At 65.8% G+C, this 4,361-nt stretch carries 5 protein-coding genes; all 5 read left to right on the top strand.

Annotation, left to right across the window (positions count from 1 at the left end; translation table 11 throughout):
* The first annotated feature begins 80 nt into the window (after positions 1–80).
* Entirely contained in the window at positions 81–320 is a 240-nt protein-coding gene (locus tag CJ226_RS17735; RefSeq protein WP_102209983.1) for a metal-sensitive transcriptional regulator, read from the top strand.
* 30 nt (positions 321–350) lie between these two features.
* Positions 351–674, top strand: a complete 324-nt coding sequence (locus CJ226_RS17730; protein WP_060921756.1) for a heavy-metal-associated domain-containing protein — start codon at positions 351–353, stop codon at positions 672–674.
* 55 nt (positions 675–729) lie between these two features.
* Positions 730–2,868, top strand: coding sequence for a heavy metal translocating P-type ATPase (locus CJ226_RS17720; RefSeq protein WP_180964655.1), 2,139 nt, complete (start codon positions 730–732; stop codon positions 2,866–2,868).
* Between the two features lie 47 nt (positions 2,869–2,915).
* Positions 2,916–3,356, top strand: a complete 441-nt coding sequence (locus CJ226_RS17715) for a DUF6153 family protein (RefSeq protein ID WP_042538298.1) — start codon at positions 2,916–2,918, stop codon at positions 3,354–3,356.
* 86 nt (positions 3,357–3,442) lie between these two features.
* Positions 3,443–4,039 (top strand): DUF305 domain-containing protein, encoded by a 597-nt coding sequence (locus CJ226_RS17710; RefSeq protein WP_180964654.1) that lies wholly within the window; start codon positions 3,443–3,445, stop codon positions 4,037–4,039.
* Positions 4,040–4,361 lie beyond the last annotated feature (322 nt).

The raw sequence follows: 4,361 nt of genomic DNA, 5'->3' as shown, positions 1-4,361 counted from the left end.
TATTGGTCCGTTCTCGCCCCGTGCAGTGCGAAGGTCAGCAGTGCTGGTGTCTCACCCCATCCTGACGCACAGGGAAGCGGTTGAATCGCGTCGAAGGCCAGGTGCGGGGGATCTCCCGGATGGTTGATGAGGACAAGTACTGCATCGACATCCTTACGCAGGTCTCTGCGGCGACGAAGGCCCTGGAGACGGTGGCGTTGTCGTTGCTGAGCGATCATCTGAGTCACTGCGTCGCTCAGGCAAGTGCTGAGGGTGGCGACTTCGCAGCGGAGAAGGTTCGTGAGGCCAACGAAGCCATCGCCCGCCTGGTTCGTTCATGACCACACGTCTGTTTAGTAAAGGAGAACACCATGACTGATCGCATCGAGCTGGGACTGACGGATGCGAACGCTGGTTGCGCATGCTGCGCTGCCCCATCGAACACAGAGACAGCCGTCCACGACGATTCTGCGGTCACATCGGAGGTGCTCGTCGACGGGATGACATGCTCGCATTGCGCATCGAGCGTCAGTGAGGAGCTGGGCGCTGTCGACGGTGTCGAGTCCGTCACCGTGGATCTCAACGCGGGTGGCACCTCCCGGGTGACCATCCGCAGCACCGCCCCGGTTGACCCCGCCGCTGTGAAGGCTGCGGTGGAGGAGGCCGGCTACGCTCTCGCGACCAGCCAGCCCTGAGTTGCATCTGTCGGCGTCCGGCTTACCCCGGGCGCACCTGAGCAAGGAGTCTCCGATGAGCCAGCACGACGAACACACCGATCACACCGCGCACCGCAACCACACGGCGGCGGCAACGACGGAGCACGACCATGGGGCGATGAGCCACGATCACGCTGCACCGCACGAAGACACCGGGCACGGCGGCCACGAAGATCACGCCGGTCACGGCGGGCATGGCGGCCACGGGGATCATGTGGGGCAGTTCCGGCGCCTGTTCTGGATCATGCTGCTCCTCGCCGTGCCGGTGGTCGGATTCTCGACGATGTTCTCGATGATCCTGGGGTACCCGCTGCCGGACGCGGCGTGGGTCGCGTGGGTGTCACCGGCTCTCGGAACGGTGATGTACGTGTGGGGCGGTGCCCCGTTCCTGACCGGTGCGGTCGGTGAACTTCGTGCCCGCAAACCGGGGATGATGCTGCTGATCGCCCTCGCGATCACCGTGGCGTTCCTCGCCTCCTGGGGGGCGAGCATCGGGCTGCTGCACCACGAGCTGGATTTCTGGTGGGAGCTGGCGCTGCTGATCGTGATCATGCTGCTCGGCCACTGGATCGAGATGCGTTCCCTCGCCCAGACGACGTCGGCGTTGGATTCCCTCGCCGCATTGCTGCCCGACGAGGCGGAGAAGGTCGACGGAGACACCACTGTCACCGTCGCACCGGCTGATCTGCAGGTCGGAGACGTGGTGGTGGTGCGTCCGGGCGGGCGGGTCCCCGCGGATGGGCGGATCGTGCAGGGTTCGGCCAGCATGGACGAGTCGATGATCACCGGAGAGTCTCGGCCGGTGCGCCGCAGCGATGGTGACCCGGTAATCGCTGGAACCGTAGCCACCGATTCCGGGGTGCGGGTAGAGATCACCGCCATTGGTGAAGACACCGCACTCGCGGGCATCCAGAAACTGGTCACGGAGGCGCAGAGTTCATCGTCGCGGGCGCAACGACTCGCGGATAAGGCAGCGGGGTGGCTGTTCTGGTTCGCGCTCGGCGCTGCCGCGATCACCGCGATTGTGTGGACTCTCGTCGGCCAGCCCGAGGCAGCCGTGATCCGCACCATCACCGTGCTGGTCATCGCCTGCCCGCACGCGCTGGGTCTCGCGATCCCACTGGTCGTGTCGATAGCGACCGAACGCGCCGCCCGTGGAGGTGTGCTGATCAAGGATCGTCTCGCCCTGGAGAGCATGCGCACCGTCGACACGATCCTGTTCGACAAGACCGGCACGCTCACCAAGGGCACCCCCGCCGTGACCGCGATCGATCCCGTCACAGGGGCCGACGCCGATCAGCTGCTCGCGTGGGCGGCGGCCGCGGAAGCGGACTCCGAGCACCCCCTCGCCCGTGCGATCGTCAACGCAGCGAAAGAGAAGAACCTCACCGTTCCGCGATCGACCGATTTTGAATCCTCCCCCGCCGTGGGGGTGCGTGCCCGTGTCGACGGACACGTCGTGCAGGTCGGCGGCCCGTACATGCTCGAGCAAGAACACGCCGCCGAGCTGCCGGTTGCCGACGAGTGGCGCGGTGAGGGTGCGATCATCCTCCACGTGCTCGTCGACGGTCAGGTGACGGGCGCGCTGCGCCTCGCGGATCAAATCCGCTCCGAGTCGCGTCACGCGGTCGTTGCGCTTCACGAGCGCGGCGTGCAGGTGGTCATGATCACCGGTGACGCTGACGCGGTCGCCGCGTCCGTCGCCGGCGAGCTGGGTATCGACCGGTACTTCGCCGGGGTCCGTCCGGAGGACAAAGCCTCCAAGGTGAAAGAACTGCAAAACGAAGGCCGCAAGGTCGGGATGGTCGGTGACGGCGTGAACGACGCCCCCGCCCTCGCCCAGGCAGACGTAGGGATTGCGATCGGTGCAGGAACGGACGTTGCGATCGCCTCCGCAGGTGTCATCCTCGCCAGCGACGACCCCCGATCGGTGATCTCCGTGATTGAGCTGTCGCGGGCCAGTTACCGGAAGATGAAACAGAACCTCTGGTGGGCCGCCGGGTACAACCTTCTCTCGGTGCCGTTGGCTGCCGGTGCGCTCGCCCCCGTCGGGTTCGTGTTGCCGATGTCGGTCGGTGCAGTGTTGATGTCACTATCCACGATCGTTGTCGCGCTGAATGCGCAGTTGCTGCGACGGCTGAACCTCAGCCCGGACGCCGTCGTCGACAAGTAGGCGCATGGGCGGCGGCGACGTACCCTGGAAGAAAGGGAGGTGGGACAGTGTTGACGACGATCGCACGGCGCGTGCATGACCAGCGCACCCTCACCCGCACCCTGCTGACCGTCGTCGCCGTCGCCTTTTCCGTGATCTTCGGGCTTCTGGCGATGCACTCGATGAACACGCACACCATGCCCTCCGGGCACAGCGAAACCATCGCGGTCGCACCCGCGCATGCCGACGCTCACCCCGCACACGCCTCAGGCGAAGCTGCAGCGATGGATGAGACGGGCTGTGCGACGTGCTCTGACGATCACGGCATGTCGTGGATGGCCTGCGTTCTCGCGCTCCTCATCGCCGTAGTGCTGGTCACCCGGCCGCCCGCCTGGTGGCGCTCACTCACCGAAACCCCTGGTCCGCTCCTTTCACGTTTTGCGCTTCGCGGCGCGCTGTACCCGCTGCGGCCGCCGTCTCTCACCGTTCTCTGCATCAGTCGCACCTGATGGCTGGCATGCCCGTTCTATGGGCAACGCCCCCTCGCCCAGCCTGTCTCGCTGGGCACCATCATCGACTCTTGGAGAGAACCATCATGAAGACCCGTTTTGCGGCGACCGCCGCACTCACTCTCACTGCTGTGCTCGCCCTTGCCGGCTGCGCTGGAAACACCTCCGGCGGAGGCGATATGCCCGGCATGAATCACGAGAGCAGCAGCTCCGCCCCGGCGTCGGCGGACGCCAATGACGCCGACATCATGTTCGCCAGCATGATGAAGGAGCACCACGCTCAGGCCATCGAGATGTCTGACATGCTCCTCAGCAAGGACGGCGTCAACGAGCGCGTCGCCGCCCTCGCGGAAGAGATCAAGGCAGCGCAGGGCCCCGAAATCCAGAAGATGGAGCAGTGGCTCGAAGAGTGGGGCGCTGATACCTCCAACATGGAAGGCATGGACCACGGCGGCGGCATGATGTCCGACGACGACATGCAGGCCCTCGAAGATGCCACCGGGGCGGACGCCAGCCGTCTGTTCCTCGAGCAGATGATCGAGCACCACCAGGGTGCCGTCGAAATGGCCCAAGACGAAGTCCACAACGGCCAGAACAGTGACGCGGTCGCCCTGGCCGAGACGATCATCGAGGCACAGACCACGGAGATCGCCACGATGAAAGACCTCCTCGACACACTCTGATCTACCTTCGGGGGTGCGGCGCTCGCCCGCACCCCCGAACTGGCCTTCTCGCAGTAACCCACGCCACCGCGCTGGTGCCATGTCGCGACTCTCATTCGCGTACCGCTCGCGCACCTGCATGCATTTCTTCACGTCGGAGTCTCATGAACCGCCACTCGCCCCTACCCGCTTTCGCGATCGCTCTCGCAGCCGTCGCCCTCACCGGCTGCGCCGTGCCGCAGGCCTCCGGCACCAACGCGGTCCCCCCCCCCGTTACTTTCTTCGTGACCCGCTCGGCGGCCATGCTGGGCGGTGGCGGCCTGCCGGGCCCGGCATGATTGCT

Origin of the sequence: Microbacterium sp. UMB0228 (assembly GCF_002871415.1) — a bacterium.
Classification (GTDB): domain Bacteria; phylum Actinomycetota; class Actinomycetes; order Actinomycetales; family Microbacteriaceae; genus Microbacterium.
The sequence above is the reverse complement of the archived record's forward strand: the minus strand, read 5'-3'. Positions and strand labels throughout refer to the sequence as shown.

Coding starts and splice junctions, on each gene's coding strand:
- CJ226_RS17730 (WP_060921756.1), top strand. CDS start 351: ATGACTGATCGCATCGAGCTGGGACTGACGGATGCGAACGCTGGTTGC.
- CJ226_RS17720 (WP_180964655.1), top strand. CDS start 730: ATGAGCCAGCACGACGAACACACCGATCACACCGCGCACCGCAACCAC.
- CJ226_RS17710 (WP_180964654.1), top strand. CDS start 3,443: ATGAAGACCCGTTTTGCGGCGACCGCCGCACTCACTCTCACTGCTGTG.